A 17,502-nucleotide genomic window follows, 5' to 3' on the forward strand; every position below is an offset into this window, starting at 1 on the left:
TTCGAGAAAGGGGCAAGCTTCGCGGGCGGCGCGCGCCGCGTATTGAACGAAATTGCAGCGGGGCCGAGCGCCTCGATCAGGCCTTGTGCGAAGGCTGCTCCGCCAGCCAGTTGCGCAGGCGTTCCACGCCCTTCACCAGCCGCTGCGGGTCTTTGGAGGCAAAGCACCAGCGCAGCCAGCCCTGCGCCTCGGGCGCGAAGGCATTGCCCGGCGCGAGGCCCAGTCCTGCCTCGGCCACCAGCCGCTTGGCCACTTCGAGTGAGTCGCCGAAACCTTCGAGCCGGAAGAAGGCATACATGCCGCCCTTGGCCGCCGCCACCTGCACGCCCGGCACCGCCGCCAGCAGCGGCACCAGCGTGTCGCGGCACGACTTCAGGTGCGCCACCACGCGCGGCGTGATCTCGGCGGTGTGCTCGATGGCGGTGATGGCCGCGCGCTGCGTGAACACGCTTGCGCACGAGGTGTTGAACTCGATCAGCTTGCCGATGCCGTCCACCATCGAGGGCGGCAGAACCAGCCAGCCGAGGCGCCAGCCAGTCATCAGGAAGCTCTTCGAAAAACTGTGCGTCACGACCAGGCGGTCGTCGGGCTTCGAGATGTCGAGGAAGCTCGGCGCGCAGCCGTTGGGCGTCGGCTCGTAGTACAGCCGCTCGTACACCTCGTCCGCCAGGATCCAGGTGCCGGTCTGGCGGCAATGGTCGAGCACGGCCTGCTGCTCGTCGCGCGTCATGGTCCAGCCCGTCGGGTTGTTGGGTGCGTTGACGATCAGCAGCTTCGTCTTCGACGTGACCGCTGCGCGCAGCGCGGGCAGGTCGAGCGTCCACTGGCCGTTCACCGGCACCAGCGGCACGGTGCGCACGTTCGCACCCATGATCGCGGGCTGCGCCGTGAGGTTGGGCCACACGGGCGTCACGGCAACCACTTCGTCGCCCGCATCGACCAGCGCCTGCACCGCCAGCATCAGCGCACTCACGCCACCCGAGGTGACGGCGATGCGCGATGCATCGACCGCCGGGTGCAGCCCGCTGGTGTAGCGCGCGATGGCTTCGCGCAACTCGGGCAGCCCGAGGTTGTGGGCATAGAAGGTTTCGCCCCGCTGCAGCGACTCGATGGCCGACTGGCGGATCACCTCGGGCGTGACTTCGTCGCTTTCGCCGAACCAGAAGGCCAGCACGTCGTCGCGCCCCATGCCGGCGTTGGCGACTTCGCGGATCTTCGACGCTTCGAGGTTGTGGATGGCTTCACGCATGTCTGTAGGTCCTGTTCTCTGTCATCAATCGATCAAGGTCTCTTCATCTTGCACGAGGTCGGCAGTTCCGCGCGTTCGGCGGGAATGGTCTTGACCACGCGAAAGCCGTAGCCCGAACCTTCCACGTCGAACTGCACGCCCGGCCTGCCCTGCTTGTCCATCACACCGACCACCAGCTGCTGCTGGAACTGGTGATCGGCAGCGCGCATGCGGCCGCGCTGGCCATGGAGGCTCACGTCGGCCTGCTCCAGCGCGCGTGCGACCGGCACCGCGTCCACGCTGCCCGCGCGTTCGATCGCCTGTGCAAGCGCTTCGATCATCAGCGCCAACCGCATGTGCACATAGTCTTCGGCCGGCTTCGGAAAGCGTGCTCGGAAGGCGCGGTAGAACTCCGCGGACTGCGCCGTCTGCACGTTGGGCAGCCAGTCGGCCACCGCGACCACGCGGCCGATGCCGGCGTCGCCGATGGCTGCGGGTGCACCGAGCGCATTGCCGTAGAAGGTATAGAAGGTGCCGTTGAAGCCGGCCTCGCGCGCCGCCTTCACGAGCAGCGTGAGGTCGTTGCCCCAGTTGCCCGTGACCACGGCCTGCGCGCCGCTCGCGATGATCTTGGTGGCGTAGGGCGCGAAGTCTTTCACCTTGCCCATCGGGTGCAGTTCGTCGCCGACGATCTCCACGTCGGGCCGCTGCGCGCCGAGTTGCCGGCGCGCCTCGCGCAGCACCGACTGGCCGAAGCTGTAGTCCTGCCCGATCAGGTAGACGCGCTTGAGCGCGGCGTCGTCCTTCACCACATCCATCAGCGCCGCTACGCGCATGTCGGCATGGGCGTCGAAGCGGAAGTGCCAGAAGCTGCAGCGCTCGTTGGTGAGCACCGGATCGACCGCCGCGTAGTTGAGGAAGATCACGCGCCGCGACGGGTCGCGCTCGTTGTTCTTGTCGATGGCATCGACCAGCGCCGCGGCCGTGGCAGACGAGTTGCCCTGCAGCACGATGCGCGCGCCGTCGTCCATGGCGGCTCGCAATGCGGAAAGCGCTTCTTCGTTCTGCCCCTTGCTGTCGTAGCGGTCGAGCTGCAGCATGCGCGCGCCGCCCGGCAGCTTGATGCCGCCGCGCGCGTTCACGCGCTCCACGGCCCACAGCAGGTTGCGGAACACGGCCTCGCCGGTATTGGCGAAGGGGCCGCTCATGCTTTCGGTCAGCGCGAGGCGGATGGGTGCGGGCGGGGTCTGCGCGAGCGCCGCGAAGGGCCTCGCGCATAGCGCCAGCGCCGCGAATTTCAAGGTCTCGCGACGCAAATTAAAGGGGGGATTCATTGTCTTGAAACGCTTGCCGGTGGGCCTAGATGAGGTGTCAAGCGGCACTCACACGATGGAACGGCCGCGCAGTGTAAGGGACACACATTCCTTGTCCCCATTGTGTTCACTCAGGAGTTCTTCACATGTTTTTCGCACCCACCCTCCGCACCGCCCGTTTCGCTCCGCGCGCCTATGACCGCGCCTTCGAACGCTTCGCCAGCGAGGCCTTCGCCGGCACTCGCCGTTCGCCGCTCGTGGAACAGGACGACAAGAGCTGGACCCTCTCGCTCGACGTGCCCGGCTTCTCGCGTGAAGACCTCGCCATCAGCATCGAAGGCGCCGTGCTGCGCATCGACAGCAAGGCCGAAGCCAAGCGCCAGTTCAAGGCCGCCTACGAGCTGCCGCAGGACATCGACGTGGCCACCAGCGAAGCCAAGCTCGAGAATGGCGTGCTCACGCTGAAGCTCGGAAAACTGGTGCCGGTGAGCCAGGCCACGAGTTTGCAAATCAACTAGTCCGGCCTATGCCCACAAGAAGAAAGTGTCAGTAAAGGGTTGCTTTTGACTTTGAACATGCTCCCTATTCACAATAGGGCCGCATAACGTCACATGATGTGACGTTTTCTTAGTACTTTCTTCTTCGTGGGCGTCTTGTAAACGCATCGAAATCATGACGGTGCGGATAGGGTGCCCCTCACGGCACCATGAAAACTCACCTTCAACCCGCAAACCCCACCGAACAATCCGACACGCTCCTGGTCTTCCTGCCAGGGGCGTACCTCAAGCCTGACGAGTTCGAGCGCGAAGGCTTCATCAGCGCCGTCCGGGAGCGTCACCTCGCAGCCGATGCGCTGCTGGTGGACGCCGACGTGTCGTACTACTACGACCAGACCCTCAGCGAGCGCCTGCACGCCGACGTCATCGAGCCGCAGCGTGCCAAGGGCTACAAGGCGATCTGGCTGGTGGGCATTTCCATCGGCGGCTTCGGCGCGTTGATCCACGAACTGGCAAGGCCGGGCTCGGTCGACGGCATCGTGGCGCTGGCGCCCTACCTCGGGCGCCGTGTGCTCGGGGCTGAGATCAAGAAGGCCGGTGGCCTGCGCGCATGGCAGGCACCCACCGGGCCGCAGCCCGACGAAGAGCCCGACCGCAAGCTCTGGCCCTTCTTCCAGCAATACCTCTCGGCGCAGCCTTCGAAGAACCTGCCGCCGCTCTACCTGGGATTCGGCCTCGACGACCGCTTTGCCGGCAACCACAAGCTTCTGGCAGACGCGCTGCCGCCGGGCCGCGTGTTCACCACCGAAGGCGGCCACGACTGGCCGCAATGGCGCCAGCTCTGGCGCAACGTGCTGGACGTGTTGCCGCTGCCGGCAGTCGGCCGTTCGCGCCAGCCGCTGCCGGCTACGCAGCCTGCGGCGTCGACGCCTCGGCAGTCAGCGATTCCATTGGCCATCGCGGTCTGATGTCGAAGGCATAGCGCTCGGTCGCCTGCGACAGGCCCGACTGCAGGCGCATCGCGGCAGCCATGGCGATCATGGCGCCGTTGTCGGTGCACAGGTGCAGCTCGGGGTAGTGCACCCGCACCTTGCGCTTTGCGCATGCGGCATTGAGTTGCTCGCGCAGATTCTTGTTCGCCCCCACGCCGCCCGCCACCACCAGCCGCTTCAGGCCGGTCTGGTCCAGCGCGGCGAGCGACTTCTTCAGCAGCACCTCGACGATCGCCGCCTGCGTGGACGCCGCGAGGTCGGCCTTGCTGGACTCGAGCTGGTCGCCGAGCTTCTTGGCCTGCGTGAGCACCGCCGTCTTCAGGCCGGCGAACGAAAAGTCGAGATCGCCGCTGTGCAGCAGCGGACGCGGCAGCTTGAAAGCCGCGGCATCGCCGCCTTCGGCCAGCTTCGCGAGCCACGGCCCGCCGGGGTACGGCAGGCCCATGAGCTTGGCGCTCTTGTCGAAGGCTTCGCCGGCCGCATCGTCGATGGTCTCGCCCAGCAGCTCGTAGCGGCCCACGCCGTCCACCCGCATCAGCTGCGTATGGCCGCCCGACACCAGCAGCGCCACGAACGGAAACTCCGGCGGATCGGCGCTCAGGAATGGCGACAGCAGATGTCCTTCGAGGTGATGCACGCCCAGCACCGGCTTGCCCAGCGCCACGCCCAGCGCGCAGGCCACGCCGGCGCCCACGAGCAGCGCGCCCGCCAGGCCTGGGCCGCGCGTGTAGGCCACCACGTCTATTTCACTGAGCGAGCGGCCGGCCTCGGCCATGACCGACTCGGTCAGCGGCAGCACGCGGCGGATGTGGTCGCGGCTGGCCAGTTCGGGCACCACGCCGCCGTAGGCCTGGTGCATGGCGATCTGGCTGTGCAGCGCATGCGAGCGCAGCACCGGCAGCGCGTTGCCGTGCGACTCCACCAGCGCCACGCCGGTTTCATCGCAGGATGATTCGATTCCCAACAAGAGCATGCCGCCGAGTGTAGGTGGCGCCCGCCGCAGGCGCCCGCGAAGGGGCAAGCGCGGGCGAGAGGCTGGCCCGAGAGGCACGGATGTTGCAACGTTCCCGAAAGGCTCCCCGCAGGCGAACGCACCCACCATGAAGTCCGGACTGAGTTTTCTGATCGCCGCCCGCCGCTGCGAGATCGACGAGCTGGACCAGCTCGCGCGCACTAGCGAACTGGTCGGCGTGATCGGGCGGCTGGTGCATGCGCTGCAGCGCGAGCGCGGCATGTCGAACGTGTTCCTCGCCTCGCACGGCATGCGCCTGGCCGACCAGCGCGCCCCGCAGATCGCCGAATGCCTGGCGCTCGAGCAGGAAGTGCGCGCGGGGTTCGACCAGCTAGAGGCCGAGCACCATCGCGGCGTCGGCTCCGGCAACGGCGCGCGGCTGTTCAGCCGCATTGCCTGGGTGCTGCCCGGCCTGGACGCCCTGCCCGCTTTGCGCCGGCGCATCGATGCGCGCGAACTCAAGCCGTCGCAGTCGACCGCCGCCTTCGTCAAGCTCATCGCCGGCCTGCTTTCGGTGGTGTTCGAGGCGGCCGACGGCGCCACCGACCCTGAAATCTCCCGCCTCCTGGTGGCGATGTTCAACTTCATGCAGGGCAAGGAGTTCGCCGGCCAGGAGCGCGCATTCGGCGCCGCCGCACTGGCCCAGGGCCGCAGCGACGAAACCCGGCGCCTGCAGTGGCAACACCTGATCGAATCGCAGGAACGCTGCTTCCAGGTGTTCATCGACTTTTCCGGCGACGCGGTACTCGCCCTCTGGCGCGAGAGCCAGTCCGACGCCACCCTGGCCGAGCTGGAACGCATGCGCCGCCGGGGCGCCACCTCCGCGCCCGCCGACTCCGCGCTGGGCCAGGCCTGGTTCGACTGCTGCACGCGCCGCATCGACGCCATGCGGACCGTCGAAGACCGCCTCGAAGCCGACCTGCGCGCCCTCTGCAGCCACAAGACCGCCCGGGCACGCAGCGAACTGCAGGCCTACCGGCAGGTGCTCGACACGCTGGCGCCGCAGACCGACGCCACCCTGTTCTTCGACGACACCGACGCGCAGGCCGCCACGCCCGCACAGCTCGGCCGCCACCTCGAGCGATCGGTGCTCGACATGGTGCAGGAGCAGTCGCAACGGCTGCAGGCCATGAGCGACGAACTCCAGACCGTGCGTGCCTCGCTCAACGAACGCAAGCTCGTCGAACGCGCCAAGGGCCTGCTGATGGCGCACCGGCGCATGAGCGAGCAGGAGGCGCACAAGATGCTGCGAGAGACCGCCATGAACCAGGGCCGCCGGCTCGTCGAAGTGGCCGAGTCGGTGCTTGCGATGGCCGACTACCTTCCCATGCCGGATCGCACGCCGCCCCGCTGACGGCGTTCAATTTGGTGCACCGCACAACAATCGTGCCTGCCGCGCATCCATCGTCCGGATGGAGCCCAACCCTTGCCGTGCAAGGCGCTCCAGCTACTTTCCTGATAGCAACACACTGCATGGCAAGGCTGGCACAACGCTTGCAAGCAGCCAGCGCATAGACCCAAAAAGGTCTTCAGGCAGGCGGCACCCAAAGGCGGGTGCCACCCACCGACCGGACAAAGGCGTCCCCATCCCGCAAGGGCTCGTTCTCGAGCAGCCCCTGCGCGGTGCGGACGCCTTTTCGTTTTTGTCTTTCTTGTTTGTTCGTCTTCAACCGGAGCCCCGCCCATGACCGACCTGCTCAAAACCCGCCTCAGCCGACGCCGCGTATTGCAAGCCGCCGCCATCGGCGCCGTTGGCATCGACCCCGCCTTGCGCGCGGCAGTCTGGGCCCAGGGCTCCGACAAGCCCGAGAAGGAAGAAGTGAAGATCGGCTTCATCCCGCTGACCGACTGCGCCAGCGTGGTGATGGCCTCGGTGCTGGGCATCGACAAGAAGTACGGCGTGAAGATCGTGCCCAGCAAGGAAGCCAGCTGGGCCGGCGTGCGCGACAAGCTGTCCAACGGCGACCTCGACATGGCGCACGTGCTCTATGGCCTGGTCTACGGCATGCACCTGGGCCTGAGCGGCCCCAAGAAGGACATGGCAGTGCTCATGACCCTCAACAACAACGGCCAGGCCATCACGCTGTCGAAGAAGCTCTCGGACAAGGGCGCGGTCGATGCGGCATCGCTCGCCAAGCTCATCGCCAGCGAGAAGCGCGAATACACCTTCGCTCAGACCTTCCCCACCGGCACGCATGCCATGTGGCTCTACTACTGGCTCGCATCGGCCGGCATCGACCCGTTCAAGGACGTGAAGAACATCACCGTGCCGCCTCCGCAGATGGTGGCCAACATGCGCGTGGGCAACATGGACGGCTACTGCGTGGGCGAGCCCTGGGGCCAGCGCGCCATCATGGACGGCATCGGCATCACTGCCATCACCACGCAGGACATCTGGAAGGACCACCCCGAAAAGGTGCTCGGCTGCACCGCCGAGTTCACGAAGAAGTACCCCAACACCGCGCGCGCCGTGACGGCCGCTGTTCTGGAAGCCAGCAAGTGGATCGACGCCGGCCTGCAGAACAAGAACAAGATGGCCGAGACCATCGCCGACAAGAGCTACGTCAACACCAGCGTGGACGCCATCAACCAGCGCATCCTGGGCCGCTACACCAACGGCCTGGGCAAGAGCTGGGACGACCCCAACCACATGAAGTTCTACAACGGCGGCGCCGTGAACTTCCCGTACCTGTCGGACGGCATGTGGTTCCTCACCCAGCACAAGCGCTGGGGCCTGCTGAAGGAGCACCCCGATTACCTGAAGGTGGCCACCGAGATCAACCGCATCGACATCTACAAGCAGGCCGCCGCCGCCACGCAGACGCCGGTGCCCAAGGACCCGATGCGCACCAGCAAGCTGTTCGACGGCTCGGTCTGGGACGGCAAGGATCCGAAGAAGTACGCCGAGTCGTTCAAGTTGCATGCCTGAGGAGAACACCATGGTCAGCGCAGTCTTTCACTCGCCGCTCGAAGCATCCCTCCCTCTCCCGCGTGCGGCAGAGGGCCGGGGTGAGGGTACGCCTCGCGCCGAAGCAGCGCCTCACCCCAACCCTCTCCCCAAAGGAGAGAGGGAGCCAAAGCAACGCACGCCCATCGACCTGCGCGCCTTCTGGATGCGCGTGCTGCCGCCGCTGGCGGGCTTCGGCCTGCTGCTGCTGGTCTGGGAAATCGTCGCAATGAAGAGCACCACCGGCTTCCCGACACCGGCCACCACCTGGCAACAGGCCGTGACGGTGTTCAGCGATCCGTTCTACAGCAAGGGCCCCAACGACCAGGGCGTGGGCTGGAACGTGCTCTCGTCGCTGCAGCGCGTGGCGCTGGGCTTCGGGTTGGCCGCGCTGGTCGGTATTCCGGCGGGCTTCGCGATCGGGCGCTTCGAGTTCCTGTCGCGCATGTTCAACCCGCTGATCAGCCTGCTGCGCCCCGTGTCGCCGCTGGCCTGGCTGCCCATCGGCCTCCTGGTGTTCAAGGGCGCCAACCCGGCCGCCATCTGGACCATCTTCATCTGCTCGATCTGGCCGATGGTCATCAACACGGCAGTGGGCGTGCAGCGCGTGCCCAGCGACTACATGAACGTGGCCAAGGTGCTGAACCTCAGCGAGTGGAAGATCCTCACCAAGATCCTGTTCCCCGCCGTGCTGCCCTACATGCTGACCGGCGTGCGGCTGGCAGTGGGCACCGCATGGCTGGTGATCGTGGCGGCCGAGATGCTCACGGGCGGCGTCGGCATCGGCTTCTGGGTGTGGGACGAGTGGAACAACCTCAACGTCGCCAACATCATCATCGCGATCTTCGTGATCGGCATCGTCGGCCTGGTGCTGGAGTTCGCGCTCATCAAACTCGCTACCGCGTTCACGTTCGAAGAGGTGAAGTCATGAGCCGCACGGCCGCTCCGAAGGCGAATACCGCAGCGCTGCTGCGCGGAGGTTTCCAATGACCGACGATGGAAAGTACATCGAGATCCACGGCGTGGAGCAAGCGTTCAAGACGCCCAAGGGCCGCTTCGTCGCGCTGCGCGACGTGAACCTGAACGTGGCCAAGGGCGAGTTCATCACGCTCATCGGCCATTCGGGCTGCGGCAAGTCGACGCTGCTGAACCTGATCGCCGGGCTCACCACGCCTACGCAGGGCGCGCTGCTGTGCGCCAACAAGGAAATCAAGGGCCCCGGCCCCGAGCGCGCGGTGGTGTTCCAGAACCACTCGCTGCTGCCTTGGCTCACCTGCTTCGAGAACGTGTATCTCGCCGTCGAGCGCGTGTTCGCGGCCACCGAAAACAAGGCGCAGCTGCGCGCCCGAACCGACGCGGCACTGGCGCTGGTGGGTCTCACGCCCGCCGCGCAGAAGCGGCCCGGCGAAATCTCCGGCGGCATGAAGCAGCGCGTGGGCATTGCGCGCGCTCTGTCGATGGAGCCCAAGGTGCTGCTGATGGACGAGCCCTTCGGCGCGCTCGACGCCCTCACCCGCGCCAAGCTGCAGGACGAGTTGCTGGCCATCGTGCAGAAGACGCACAGCACCGTCGTCATGGTGACGCACGACGTCGACGAGGCAGTGCTGCTGAGCGACCGCATCGTGATGCTGACCAACGGCCCGGCCGCCACCATCGGCGAAGTGCTGAGCGTCGACATCGCACGGCCGCGCAACCGCGTGGAGCTGGCCGAAGACCCCGCCTACGTTCACGCCCGCAAGGCCGTGATCGACTTTCTCTACACCCGCCAGGCCCATGTGGAGAAGACCGCGGCCTGAACCGCGACCGCAGGAGCACACACCATGGACATGCGCGTGAAGACAAGGCAGAAGCTCGTGATGGTCGGCAACGGCATGGCCGGCGTCCGCACCATCGAGGAGCTGCTCAAGGTCGAGCCGGACCTGTACGACATCACGGTGTTCGGCGCCGAGCCGCACCCCAACTACAACCGCATCCTGCTGTCGCCGGTGCTGGCGGGCGAGCAGACGGTGGACGAGATCATCCTCAACCCGTGGAGCTGGTACGAAGAAAACAACATCACACTGCACGCCGGCAAGAAGGTGGCGTCGGTCGACCGCGTCAAGCGCATCGTGCGCGCCGAGGACGGCACCGAAGCCGCCTACGACCGCCTGCTGCTGTGCACCGGCTCCAACCCCTTCATGCTGCCCGTGCCCGGGGCAAAGCTCGAAGGCGTGATCGCCTACCGCGACATCGCCGACACCAACCTGATGATCGAGACCGCGAAGACGCACAGGCATGCGGTGGTCATCGGCGGCGGCCTGCTCGGCCTCGAAGCGGCCAACGGCCTCATGAAGCGCGGCATGCAGGTGACGGTGGTGCACGTCATGCCCTGGCTCATGGAGCGCCAGCTCGACGAGGTGGCCGGCAAGCTGCTGCAGAAGTCGCTGGAAGACCGGGGCATGAAGTTCCTGATGGGCGCGCAGACGCAGGAACTGGTGGGCGGTGAAGACGGCCGCGTCAAATCCATCCGCTTCAAGGACGGCCTCGAAGTGCCGACCGACCTCGTCGTGATGGCGGTCGGCATCCGCCCCAACACCGCGCTGGCCGAGAGCATGCGGCTGCACGTGAACCGCGGCATCGTGGTGACCGACACCATGCAGACCGTGACCGACGCGCGCATCTACTCGGTCGGCGAATGCGCGGCGCACCGGGGCATTGCCTACGGCCTGGTCGCGCCGCTGTTCGAGCAGGCCAAGGTGGCGGCCAACCATCTCGCCATGTTCGGCATCGGCCGCTACATGGGCTCGCTCACCTCGACCAAGCTCAAGGTGACGGGCATCGACCTGTTCAGCGCGGGCGACTTCCAGGGCGGCGAAGGCACCGAAGAGATCGTCATGAGCGACCCCTTCGGTGGCGTCTACAAGAAGCTCGTGATCAAGGACGACAAGCTGGTGGGCGCCTGCCTCTACGGCGACACGGTGGACGGCAGCTGGTACTTCAAGCTGCTGCGCGACGGCCGCAGCGTGCACGACATCCGAGACAAGCTGATGTTCGGCGAATCGAACATCGGCGACACCGGCCACGAGGGCCACAACAAGGCCGCGACCATGCCGGACGATGCCGAGGTCTGCGGCTGCAACGGCGTGAACAAGGGTGCCATCTGCAAGGCCATCAAGGAAAAGGGCCTGTTCACGCTCGATGAGGTCAAGAAGCACACCAAGGCCAGCGCCAGCTGCGGCTCGTGCACCGGGCTGGTCGAGCAGATCCTGATGTTCACCGCGGGCGGCGACTACTCGGCCACGCCCAAGAAAAAGGCCGTGTGCGGCTGCACCGACGCGAGCCACCAGGACGTGCGCGATGCGATCCGCAAGGAGCACTACCTGACGCACGACGAGGTGTATCGCAACCTCGGATGGCGCACGCCCAACGGCTGCGCGACCTGCCGACCGGCCATCAACTACTACCTCATCAGCACCTGGCCGAAAGAGGCCAAGGACGATCCGCAGAGCCGCTTCATCAACGAGCGCAGCCACGCCAACATCCAGAAGGACGGCACATACTCCGTCATTCCGCGCATGTGGGGCGGCCACACCACGCCCGACGAACTGCGCCGCATTGCCGACGCGGCCGACAAGTACAAGATCCCGACTGTCAAGGTCACGGGCGGCCAGCGCATCGACCTGCTGGGCGTGAAGAAGGAAGACCTGGAAGGCGTCTGGAAGGACATCGGCATGCCCAGCGGCTTTGCCTATGCCAAGTCGCTGCGCACGGTGAAGACCTGCGTAGGCAGCGAGTGGTGCCGCTTCGGCACGCAAGACTCCACGCAGATGGGCAAGGACCTGGAGCGCGCCCTGTGGGCCATGTACTCGCCGCACAAGGTCAAGCTGGCGGTGTCGGGCTGCCCGCGCAACTGCGCGGAGGCCGGCATCAAGGACGTGGGCGTGATCGGCGTCGACTCGGGCTGGGAACTCTACGTGGGCGGCAACGGCGGCATCAAGACCGAAGTGGCGCAGTTTCTCGTGAAGGTGAAGACGTCCGAAGAAGTGATGGAGTATTCGGGCGCCTTCCTGCAGCTGTACCGCGAAGAGGGCTGGTACCTGGAGCGCACGGTGCACTACATCGGCCGCGTGGGGCTGGACTACGTGAAGAAGAAGATCCTGGAAGACGCCGAGGGCCGCAAGGCGCTGTGGGAGCGCCTGCAGTTCGCGCTCGACGGCGAACCCGACCCGTGGTTCGAATCGGCGCAGGCTTCGGTGGACGTGCGGCAGTTCACGCCGCTGACGGCGCCGAGCGATACCCACCAGACAGCCTGAAAGGAGACACCGTGAGCGATTGGAAAGTCATCTGCCGCATCGACGACATCCCCGTGCTCGGCTCGCGCCGCGTGGCGCGGCCGGTGGGCGTGGACGTCGCGGTGTTCCGCAACGCCGACAACGAAGTGTTCGCTCTGCTCGACCGCTGCCCGCACAAGGGCGGCCCGCTGAGCCAGGGCATCGTGTTCGGCACCAGCGTGGCCTGCCCATTGCACAACTGGGCCATCGGGCTGGACGACGGCTGCGCCAAGTCGCCCGACGAAGGCTGCACGCCGAAGTTCGCGGTGAAGGTGGAAGACGGCGTGGTGCACCTGGACGCTGGCGAACTGGCGACGCGTGCCACAGACCTGCCGCGCCCGGTTGCCGGCCCCAAGGCTTTCGCCGTGTTGTCCCCTCTCCCCCTGGGAGAGGGCTAGGGTGAGGGCTGCGGCGTGAACACGAGCACCAGCGTGTCCATCGGGCACGCCGCGAGCCCCCACCCCAACCCTCCCCCAGAGGTAGAGGGAGTAATGCGGGAGACCCGGTCCACCTGCCCGTACTGCGGTGTAGGCTGCGGGGTGATCATCGAGTCGACCGGCGGCGAGATCACCGGTGTGCGCGGCGACCCCGAGCATCCGGCGAACTTCGGGCGCCTGTGCACCAAGGGCTCGACGCTGCACCTCACGGCCAGTGCCACGGTCACGCGGCAGACGCGGCTGCTGCAGCCCATGCAGCGCCTCGTGCGCGCAGAAGCACCCAGCGCGGTGACCTGGAACACCGCGCTAGACAACGCCGCCGGCAAGTTCGCGCAGGTGATCCGCGACCACGGCCCGGACTCGGTCGGCTTCTACGTGTCTGGCCAGCTGCTGACCGAGGACTACTACGTCTTCAACAAGCTCGCCAAGGGCCTGATCGGCACCAACAACGTCGACACCAACTCGCGCCTGTGCATGAGCAGCGCCGTGGCCGGCTACAAGCAGACGCTGGGCGCCGACGCGCCGCCGGCCTGCTACGACGACCTGAAGCATGCGCAGTGCCTGTTCATCGTGGGCAGCAACACGGCGTGGGCGCACCCCATTCTTTTCCGCCGCATCGAGGACGCGAAGGCCGCGAACCCGGCGCTGAAGATCGTGGTGGCCGACCCGCGCCGCACCGACACGGTCGAGATCGCCGACCTGTTCCTGCCCATCCAGCCCGGCACCGACGTGATGCTGTTCAACGGCATGCTGCACCTGATGCTGTGGGAAGGCTGGATCGACGCGAAATACATCGCGGCCCACACCAACGGCTTCGACGCGCTGAAGGCGACGGTGCGCGAATGCACGCCGGACAAGGTGGCACAGGTGTGCGGCATCCCGAAGGAAGACCTGCTCGAAGCGGCGCGGCTGTTTGCCACGTCGCCTGCCACGCTGAGCCTGTACTGCCAGGGCCTGAACCAGTCGTCGAGCGGCACGGCGAAGAACGCTGCGCTCATCAACCTGCACCTGGCCACCGCGCAGATCGGCCGCGCCGGTGCGGGCCCGTTCTCGCTGACCGGCCAGCCCAATGCGATGGGCGGGCGCGAAGTCGGCGGCCTCGCCAACCTGCTGAGCGCGCACCGCGACCTGGCGAACCCGGATCACCGCGCCGAAGTGGCCGCGCTGTGGGGCGTGCCCTCGGTGCCCGAGAAGCCGGGCAAGACAGCGGTCGAGATGTTCCAGGCCGCGGCCGACGGCGAGATCCGCGCGCTGTGGATCGCCTGCACCAACCCGGCGCAGTCGATGCCCGACCAGGCCACGGTGCGCCGCGCGCTGGAACGTGCCGAGTTCGTCGTGGTGCAGGAAGCCTTTGCCACCACCGCAACCTGCGCCTTTGCCGACCTGCTGCTGCCCGCCACCACCTGGGGCGAGAAGGAAGGCACCGTGACCAACAGCGAACGCCGCATCTCGCGCGTGCGCCCGGCCGTGCCGGCGCCCGGCGAGGCGCGCAACGACTGGTCGATTGCCGTGGCCTTCGCGCACCGTCTCGAAAGGCAGCTGAGCCGCACTTTCACGCTGTTCCCGTACGAGACGGCCGAATCGGTCTGGAACGAGCATCGCGAATCCACGCGCGGGCGCGACCTCGACATCACCGGCCTGAGCTACGCGATGCTGGAAACCGCCGGCCCGCAGCAATGGCCGCTGAGGGAAGGCGAAAGCACCGGCCGCGTGCGCCTTTACGAAGACGGTGTGTTCCCCACGCCGGATGGCCGCGCCCGCTTCGTCGACACTGTCTACAAGCCGGTGGCCGAGGCCCGCGAGGCCCGCTACCCCTTCTCGCTGAACACCGGCCGGCTGCGCGACCAGTGGCACGGCATGAGCCGCACCGGCACCGTCGGGCGCCTGTTCGGCCATGTGTCGGAGCCGGTGGTGCAAATGAACGCGCAGGACATGGCGCGCCGCCAGATCCGCGAAGGCGACCTGGTGCACCTGACCTCCAGGCGCGGCTCGATCCTGCTGCCCGCGCGCGCCAGCGCCGAGGTGGGACTGAGCCAGACATTCGTTGCCATGCACTGGGGCGAGGAGTACCTGAGCGGCTGCTCGTCGAACGGCACGCGGCTGGCGGGCATCAACGCGCTCACCACGCCGGCCTACTGCCCGGCCTCGAAGCAGCCGGAGCTGAAGCACACGCCGGTGAAGATCCTCAAGGCCGAGCTTCCGTGGTCGCTGCTGGCCATGGCCTGGCTGCCCGATGGCGACGCGCTGGCCGCGCACCGCGCGCTGCAGCCGATGATGGCGCTGTTTCCTTTTGCGACCTGCGTGCCGTTTGCCGGCAACATGCAGGGTGCCGAACGCAGCGGCCTCCTCTTTCGCGCCGCCGCGCACGATGCGCCCGACGACGCACCGATCGAGAAGATCGAAGCCCTGCTCGGACTGCAGACCGCCGACACACTGCGCTACGCCGACCGCCGCCGCGGCCAGCGCCGTTCGGCTCGGCTGGTGCGCCGCGCCGACGGCAGCGCCGGCCTCGAAGCCTTCCTGCTGGGCGGCGACACCAGCGCCGAAGCCTGGATCGCCACGCTGCTGCGCGAGGAACTGCCGGCGCAGAGCTACGGCCGCCTGCTGCTGTCGCCGGGCTCGAAAGCGCCGGTGGCGGTGCAATCGCGCGGCAAGACGGTGTGCACCTGCTTCAACGTGGCGGACGTGGCGATCCAGACCGAACTGGGCCGCTGCACCGGCACCGCCGACGAGCGGCTGGCCAAGCTGCAGGGCGCGCTGAAGTGCGGTACGAACTGCGGCTCGTGCATTCCGGAACTCAAGCGCATGGTGCGGGCAACGCCGGCCGAGGCGATGGCAGTTGCGCCATGACCCCGTGTCTCGCTCCCTCCCCCTCTGGGGGAGGGTTGGGGTGGGGGCAGGCGGCATCCAACGCGGCGCAGCCTCAAAGGCCGCCTGCCCCCATCCCAACCTTCCCCCAAAGGGGGAAGGAGCAAAACCAATGCATAAGCCGAATGACATTCCGGCATAAGCGTTGCAGGACAATTCACCCACCCATGGGAATCAGCCAATACATCAAGGAAATCGGCCGCGGCGCGCGAGGCGCCAAGCCGCTCACGCGCGAACAGGCCACCGACCTGTTCGGCCAGGTGCTGGACGGCACCGTCACCGACCTCGAAATCGGCGGCTTCTGCCTGGCCATGCGCATCAAGGGCGAAACACCCGAGGAGATGGCTGGTTTTCTGGATGCCACCCATGCGCGGCTGAACCGCATTCCGGCCGGCGACCGGGCGCTGGTCGTGCTGCCCAGCTACAACGGCGCGCGCAAGCTGCCGGTGCTCACGCCGCTGCTGGCGCTGCTGCTGGCCCGCGAGGGCCTGCCGGTGCTGGTGCACGGCAGCGCCAGCGAAACCTCGCGCGTGCTGGCGTCCAACGTGCTCTCGGCGCTTGGCGTCGCTCCTCTGGATGCCGTCCGCCCCGTCGCCAATGGCGAAACGGCCTTTGCACCTACCGAACTGCTGAACCCCGCACTCAAGCGCCTGCTCGACGTGCGCCGCGTGGTCGGCCTGCGCAACCCGGGCCACAGCGTGGTGAAGCTGATGCAGCCTACCGCCGGCCCCTGTGTGGTGGTGGCCAGCTACACGCACCCCGAATACGCCCGCACCATGGGCGAGACCTTCGAGCTCACGGGCATGACGGCCCTGCTCTCTCGCGGCCTCGAAGGCGAAGTGGTTTCCGATCCGCGCCGCACCGCGCAGATCGACGGCTTCGTGCGCGGCGTGCGCACCGAACTGCAGGCGCAACAGGCAGGCACCACCGCCGAGGTGCCGGGCCTGCCAAAGGAAATCGACGTCGCCACCACCGCCGACTACACGCGCCGCGTGCTGGCCGGCGAGCTTCCCGTGCCCGAAGCCATTGCGGCGCAGGTCAGGCACATCACGCAACTGGCATCCCACGCATGAACAACGACACCCCCACCTCCCTCATCGCCGGTCGCTGCACGCTGGTGGGCGCCGGCCCGGGCGACCCTGAACTGCTGACCGTCAAGGCCGTGAAGGCGATCCAGGCCGCGACGGTGCTGCTGGTCGACGACCTGGTGAACGACGAGATCGTGCAGGCCTACGCCCGGCCCGACGCGCGCATCGTGCACGTGGGCAAGCGCGGCGGCTGCAAGAGCACGCCGCAGGCCTTCATCGAGCGGCTGATGATCACCGCCGTGCGCGAAGGCGAAACGGTGGTGCGCCTCAAGGGTGGCGACCCCTTCATCTTCGGACGCGGCGGCGAAGAGGTGGAGCACCTGCGCGAAGCCGGCATCGAATGCACCGTGGTCAACGGCATCACCGCCGGCCTCGCGGCCGTGACCGCACTGGGCGTGCCGCTCACGCACCGCGACCATGCACAGGGGGTGGTGTTCGTCACCGGCCATGCCAAGACCGGCGCGGGCGCGGCCGAAGACCCGACCGACTGGCGCGCGCTGGCCGCAACGGCGTACAACGCGCGGCTCACGCTGGTGATCTACATGGGCGTAGCGGGCGCGGGCCACATCGAGCGCGAACTGCTGCAGGGCCTGCCGGGCGACACGCCGGTGGCCGTCATCCAGCACGCGAGCCTGCCGCACCAGCGGCACATCGCGACCACGCTGGGCAACCTGCAGAACGGCATCGCCGATGCCGGGCTGGCCAGCCCCGCGGTGATCGTGGTGGGCGACGTGCTGCGCGGACTGGCGGCGGCCGAAGTGTCGGTGGGCGCGGGCAAATTCGGTACCTGATCGGCACCTGACCGGGGCG

Annotated in this window: 14 protein-coding genes; 11 read left to right on the forward strand and 3 right to left on the reverse strand. The window is 67.4% G+C overall.

Going from position 1 to position 17,502, the window contains the following annotated elements:
• Window positions 1-76: 76 nt before the first annotated feature.
• On the reverse strand, window positions 77-1,249 hold the full coding sequence (locus ACWV14_RS21250) for a pyridoxal phosphate-dependent aminotransferase (protein ID WP_454903544.1): 1,173 nt from the start codon (window positions 1,247-1,249) through the stop codon (window positions 77-79).
• Window positions 1,250-1,281: 32 nt separating this feature from the next.
• Window positions 1,282-2,562, reverse strand: a complete 1,281-nt coding sequence (locus tag ACWV14_RS21255; protein WP_454903545.1) for a branched-chain amino acid ABC transporter substrate-binding protein — start codon at window positions 2,560-2,562, stop codon at window positions 1,282-1,284.
• A 125-nt stretch (window positions 2,563-2,687) separates the two neighbouring features.
• On the opposite strand from ACWV14_RS21255, the gene ACWV14_RS21260 reads away from it, so the two are divergent.
• Together ACWV14_RS21260 and ACWV14_RS21265 are read left to right on the forward strand one after the other, a co-directional pair.
• Complete coding sequence (locus ACWV14_RS21260; protein ID WP_422087348.1) at window positions 2,688-3,059, forward strand: Hsp20/alpha crystallin family protein; 372 nt, start codon at window positions 2,688-2,690, stop codon at window positions 3,057-3,059.
• Window positions 3,060-3,247: 188 nt separating this feature from the next.
• The gene (locus tag ACWV14_RS21265; protein WP_454903547.1) at window positions 3,248-4,006 is read left to right on the forward strand and encodes an alpha/beta hydrolase-fold protein; all 759 of its coding nucleotides are present in this window, start codon (window positions 3,248-3,250) and stop codon (window positions 4,004-4,006) included.
• Here the strand turns inward: ACWV14_RS21265 and tsaD are convergent.
• A complete protein-coding gene (gene tsaD, locus ACWV14_RS21270; RefSeq protein WP_454903549.1) occupies window positions 3,945-5,003 on the reverse strand; it encodes a tRNA (adenosine(37)-N6)-threonylcarbamoyltransferase complex transferase subunit TsaD in 1,059 nt (352 codons plus the stop codon). The genes ACWV14_RS21265 and tsaD overlap by 62 nt on opposite strands.
• A gap of 127 nt (window positions 5,004-5,130) precedes the next feature.
• On the opposite strand from tsaD, the gene ACWV14_RS21275 reads away from it, so the two are divergent.
• From ACWV14_RS21275 to cobA, 9 genes are all read left to right on the forward strand, one after another.
• Entirely contained in the window at window positions 5,131-6,396 is a 1,266-nt protein-coding gene (locus ACWV14_RS21275; RefSeq protein WP_454903550.1) for a nitrate- and nitrite sensing domain-containing protein, read from the forward strand.
• Between the two features lie 330 nt (window positions 6,397-6,726).
• Window positions 6,727-7,971 carry a CmpA/NrtA family ABC transporter substrate-binding protein gene (locus ACWV14_RS21280; RefSeq protein WP_454903552.1) on the forward strand — a complete coding sequence of 415 codons (1,245 nt, stop codon included), beginning with the start codon at window positions 6,727-6,729 and terminating at the stop codon, window positions 7,969-7,971.
• Window positions 7,972-7,981: 10 nt separating this feature from the next.
• Window positions 7,982-8,920 (forward strand): nitrate ABC transporter permease, encoded by a 939-nt coding sequence (gene ntrB, locus ACWV14_RS21285; RefSeq protein ID WP_454903554.1) that lies wholly within the window; start codon window positions 7,982-7,984, stop codon window positions 8,918-8,920.
• Between the two features lie 55 nt (window positions 8,921-8,975).
• Window positions 8,976-9,785: an ABC transporter ATP-binding protein gene (locus ACWV14_RS21290; protein ID WP_422087354.1), complete on the forward strand. Its 810-nt coding sequence runs from the start codon at window positions 8,976-8,978 to the stop codon at window positions 9,783-9,785.
• A 24-nt stretch (window positions 9,786-9,809) separates the two neighbouring features.
• Entirely contained in the window at window positions 9,810-12,281 is a 2,472-nt protein-coding gene (gene nirB, locus ACWV14_RS21295; protein ID WP_454903556.1) for a nitrite reductase large subunit NirB, read from the forward strand.
• 11 nt (window positions 12,282-12,292) lie between these two features.
• Window positions 12,293-12,697 (forward strand): nitrite reductase small subunit NirD, encoded by a 405-nt coding sequence (nirD, locus tag ACWV14_RS21300; RefSeq protein WP_454903557.1) that lies wholly within the window; start codon window positions 12,293-12,295, stop codon window positions 12,695-12,697.
• Between the two features lie 93 nt (window positions 12,698-12,790).
• Window positions 12,791-15,586 carry a nitrate reductase gene (locus tag ACWV14_RS21305; RefSeq protein WP_454903559.1) on the forward strand — a complete coding sequence of 932 codons (2,796 nt, stop codon included), beginning with the start codon at window positions 12,791-12,793 and terminating at the stop codon, window positions 15,584-15,586.
• 185 nt (window positions 15,587-15,771) lie between these two features.
• The gene (ybiB, locus tag ACWV14_RS21310) at window positions 15,772-16,677 is read left to right on the forward strand and encodes a DNA-binding protein YbiB (RefSeq protein WP_454903561.1); all 906 of its coding nucleotides are present in this window, start codon (window positions 15,772-15,774) and stop codon (window positions 16,675-16,677) included.
• Window positions 16,674-17,483 carry a uroporphyrinogen-III C-methyltransferase gene (gene cobA / locus ACWV14_RS21315; RefSeq protein ID WP_454903563.1) on the forward strand — a complete coding sequence of 270 codons (810 nt, stop codon included), beginning with the start codon at window positions 16,674-16,676 and terminating at the stop codon, window positions 17,481-17,483. Before ybiB ends, cobA begins: the two co-directional genes overlap by 4 nt.
• The last annotated feature ends 19 nt before the right edge of the window (window positions 17,484-17,502 follow it).

It is taken from the genome of Variovorax durovernensis, from assembly GCF_977011995.1.

What these genes read in the sequence shown, in the direction of transcription:
- ACWV14_RS21265 (WP_454903547.1), top strand. Translation starts at nt 3,248, where the DNA reads ATGAAAACTCACCTTCAACCCGCAAACCCCACCGAACAATCCGACACG.
- nirB (WP_454903556.1), top strand. Translation starts at nt 9,810, where the DNA reads ATGGACATGCGCGTGAAGACAAGGCAGAAGCTCGTGATGGTCGGCAAC.
- ntrB (WP_454903554.1), top strand. Translation starts at nt 7,982, where the DNA reads ATGGTCAGCGCAGTCTTTCACTCGCCGCTCGAAGCATCCCTCCCTCTC.
- ACWV14_RS21250 (WP_454903544.1), bottom strand. Translation starts at nt 1,249, where the DNA reads ATGCGTGAAGCCATCCACAACCTCGAAGCGTCGAAGATCCGCGAAGTC.
- ACWV14_RS21255 (WP_454903545.1), bottom strand. Translation starts at nt 2,562, where the DNA reads ATGAATCCCCCCTTTAATTTGCGTCGCGAGACCTTGAAATTCGCGGCG.
- ACWV14_RS21290 (WP_422087354.1), top strand. Translation starts at nt 8,976, where the DNA reads ATGACCGACGATGGAAAGTACATCGAGATCCACGGCGTGGAGCAAGCG.
- ACWV14_RS21260 (WP_422087348.1), top strand. Translation starts at nt 2,688, where the DNA reads ATGTTTTTCGCACCCACCCTCCGCACCGCCCGTTTCGCTCCGCGCGCC.
- ACWV14_RS21275 (WP_454903550.1), top strand. Translation starts at nt 5,131, where the DNA reads ATGAAGTCCGGACTGAGTTTTCTGATCGCCGCCCGCCGCTGCGAGATC.
- tsaD (WP_454903549.1), bottom strand. Translation starts at nt 5,003, where the DNA reads ATGCTCTTGTTGGGAATCGAATCATCCTGCGATGAAACCGGCGTGGCG.
- ACWV14_RS21280 (WP_454903552.1), top strand. Translation starts at nt 6,727, where the DNA reads ATGACCGACCTGCTCAAAACCCGCCTCAGCCGACGCCGCGTATTGCAA.
- ACWV14_RS21305 (WP_454903559.1), top strand. Translation starts at nt 12,791, where the DNA reads ATGCGGGAGACCCGGTCCACCTGCCCGTACTGCGGTGTAGGCTGCGGG.
- cobA (WP_454903563.1), top strand. Translation starts at nt 16,674, where the DNA reads ATGAACAACGACACCCCCACCTCCCTCATCGCCGGTCGCTGCACGCTG.
- ybiB (WP_454903561.1), top strand. Translation starts at nt 15,772, where the DNA reads ATGGGAATCAGCCAATACATCAAGGAAATCGGCCGCGGCGCGCGAGGC.